This is a genomic window from Candidatus Obscuribacterales bacterium (assembly GCA_036703605.1).
GTDB lineage: Bacteria > Cyanobacteriota > Cyanobacteriia > RECH01 > RECH01 > RECH01.
The window spans coordinates 1-3220 of sequence record DATNRH010001107.1 but is presented as its reverse complement, the minus strand read 5'-3'; the positions used below and the strand labels follow the sequence as shown (position 1 = coordinate 3220).

Genomic DNA, 3220 nt, shown 5'->3' with positions numbered 1-3220 from the left:
GGGTGAGCTTCGATTAGGAGAGGAGAATGGGGTTGAGGAGTTGGTCGTGTGTTCCATGTCGTTCAAGAGATGTCCCAAGAATGACTGTAGCTGAATGGTCACGAGGTTCGGTGATGATTTGATGATCTAGACTTATTTTTTGTAAGCGAGCAAGTATCAAAGCGCGCTGCAAAGGGTAAGAAGGAGTCGCAGGAGCGTGAAGGGCTTGAGTATTTGTGACGTAGGAGTTGTAATGAGTGCGATGAATGGGTGAGGACAGAAAATGTAAGGGATGAACGGAAAATGTAAGGGATGAATCGTCTGTGAGAGCGAGTTTAAGAGCGAGGAGCGGGAGTGTTTGTGTCTGTGTGTGCACGCGGGAGCGATGGGCCCATAACCTGTTAAAGGTTATGTTTATTGAGTGGTATTATGAGATAGTAAAGACAAGGAGGGTGTTGATGGGTGAGATGAGTACGTGTGTGTTGAGTAAGTTATGAAGTCTGTGTATGCGTGAATGATTGATAAGGGTGCAAGGTTAGGGTGTGGATTGAGTAGGTGTTATGCAATGATGCAGGGATGATGGATAAACCGGATGCTCCCCCTGATGATGTACTGGATGTATATCACGGTCAGGAAGGGCAGGGAGAGCGCGGCGCGGTGGAGTAAATATTTGTGGGTGTCGCGATAAATTATGCTGGTCTAGTGTGCAATAAAGTGTATATATGTCTCATAAATGCGTGCATGGCAGTGTATACTAAATGTGGTGTGCGTGTATAACAAGTGAGGGAAACAGGTCTTTGCTGGCGGGTTTTAGTGGCCCCAGTGACGTCAGCGGTGTCAACCCGGATCCATTCTCTGACACTCCCCCTCACCGCGGACGTGTACTGGGCGGTGGAGGTAGGGAAGCTGTTGAATAGTGACCGGGGGTACTGGCTTAGTGAATACGTCTGCTCGGTTCTGTGAGGTTTCGATATATGTGGGAGTTATCTGTCCTAGGACAGTGCGTTCCCGAATGGCATGGTATTTGACGCTAATGTGCTTAGTGCGCTTGTGAAATTCGGGGTTCTTAGCTACCGCAATGGCTCCCTGATTGTCACATTTGATGGTCACACACATTGGTGGTTGATCTCGGATGTAGCCGAAGAGCCTTTGCAAGAATAGGGCTTCTTGAGAGGCGGTGAAAAGGGCGATGTACTCTGCTTCTAGAGTGGAGGTGGCCACGAGTTCTTGGTTGCCGCTCTTCCAGGAGATTGGGGCAGTGCCATTGTCCACGGTGTATATGAATCCGCTCACTGACTTGCGGGATGTTGGACAGTTTGCAAAGTCACTGTCACAGTGCCCTTCCAGGGTGAGGTCCAGATGGTAGGAGTAGCGTAAGCCATGATTTGCGGTGCCTTGGAGGTATCTAAATATCCTCTTGACGCAAGTCCAGGAATCTTGAGTTGGTTTGGACATTGCGCGTGCGCAGAACGCCACTGCGTACGCAATGTCCGGGCACGACCACTTAGCGAGGTGCATGAGCGACCCTATAGCAGAGCGGAACAGCTTGATATCTGTGAAGGGCTCAGTGCATGGCTCTTGTGTGTTCGCACCAACGACCATGGGGGAGGCAGCTGGTCTGGAGTCATGCATTTGGAAGCGCTTAAGGATGGTGGTCGTGTACTGTTCCTGAGTCATGACTATTCCATTCGTGGGGTCTTGAATAATGTTTATACCCAGAAACCAAGATAAGGAGCCCGACGCCACCTTGAAATCGGCCTTGAGTCTCGTCAGCAGCTCTTCGTAAAGAGCTGCTTGCTCGGGCCCGAACATGCAATCATCCACGTGTGTCGAGATGATGAGGTTGCGAGTGACCGTATAGAAGAGGCATGTGTCCACTGGACATTGCTCAAAACCATGTCCAAGGAGCCATCTGGCGAACATTTCGAACCAGTTCCTACCTACTTGTCTTAGTCCTGGGAGTCCTTTGAGAAGTAGCAGTACGAGGTCGCCAGCCTTGCCTGATGAAAGGTATTCTCGTTCCATGTCGGAAAGGCTGTCAGGGTGTTGACGAAGGTAGTCGGCTAGCCCAGCGGGTAGGTCTATGTATACCTCCTCTTCAAGTGGGGCATTGAGGTAGGCGTTTCCAATATCTGCCTGGAAGACTTGACGGCCATGGGCTGCGCAGAAGGCTAAGAAGAGTCTTACGGTCTCATGCCTGACTACGGGCGAGAAGGTCTCATTGAAATCAACTCCCCGTATCTGGGTGAAGCCTTTGCCCACAAGTCGTGCCTTGTATCGTTCGATAGCCCCGGTTTCAGTGAATTTTCTGCGGAAGCACCACTTGTGTTTGATAGTACGCCTACCGCTGGGTAGTCTGACCATTCTCCAAGTCTTCAGCGCGGTGAGCTCACGCAGTTCACGCATCTGAGCAGCGTGCCATAGCGCGTAGTCAGGTAGTCTCTTGATGGACTCTGCTGTTAGGTCCTTCTCTTTGATGTTGTCGTAGATGTGAGCCACTCTGTTGGGGTTGACAGCGTCGTCTTGGGGCAGTGGGGTGTCCAGATGCGCTGCGGTGTGCGTATTCTCCTGCAGGGCATTCAGGTATTGATCAATCAGGGTGGTGTCCGGTTCGCGGTAGTCAACCTGTTGCTTGTTGCGGAGACGAGTAGAACGACGGTTAGGGGGCGCGCCAGAGCTGGTGTCCTCCTGGCGTGGTGGGGTGTCGGACTCTTTCATTGGGCTGTCAAGGGGTTCAGGTGACGACGGGTCGGCGATCATTCTTCTCTTGCCAGGTGCAACTGAGCTTGGGTCTATCTGATCTTCCATCGAGGGTATTTGCTTGAGGAGGCGACCACCAGGGATGTTCGTCAGCTTGTAGTGCCGACTGCACACAATTTTGTTAAGAGTGGGCACATAAAACTTGCATGCATCGTAAGTACGGGATGGACCTAGCATGATGCCCTCGTAGGCGCGCGGGGCCAGCTTGTGGGGGCGTGTCTCAGGAGCCGTGGTGATGTATGCCTTGCAGCCCCATGGTCCAAGGGCGTGGTAGGCTCCTAGCTGTCCGTAGTAAACAAGATGCGGTGAGGCATTCTTGGGATTGGAGGAGCACGGGAGGAGATTGGAGGTATAGCATGCGTACTTATTGGCGTAGGGCCACCAAGTGTCCGGCATTTCAGCCCATAGTAGGTTAGCACGCCCTAGGTCTTTTAGCACTCCCCACGACCGCTCACTGACGCCATTCTGCTGGTGATGGTAG

1 protein-coding gene is annotated in these 3220 nt (G+C 52.0%); it reads right to left on the bottom strand.

The annotated features are described in order from the left end of the window. Nucleotides 1-816 precede the first annotated feature (816 nt). Nucleotides 817-2787: a reverse transcriptase domain-containing protein gene (locus V6D20_22975; protein HEY9818644.1), complete on the bottom strand. Its 1971-nt coding sequence runs from the start codon at nt 2785-2787 to the stop codon at nt 817-819. Between the last annotated feature and the right edge of the window lie 433 nt (nt 2788-3220).

Coding starts and splice junctions, on each gene's coding strand:
- V6D20_22975 (HEY9818644.1), bottom strand. CDS start 2,787: ATGGAAGATCAGATAGACCCAAGCTCAGTTGCACCTGGCAAGAGAAGA.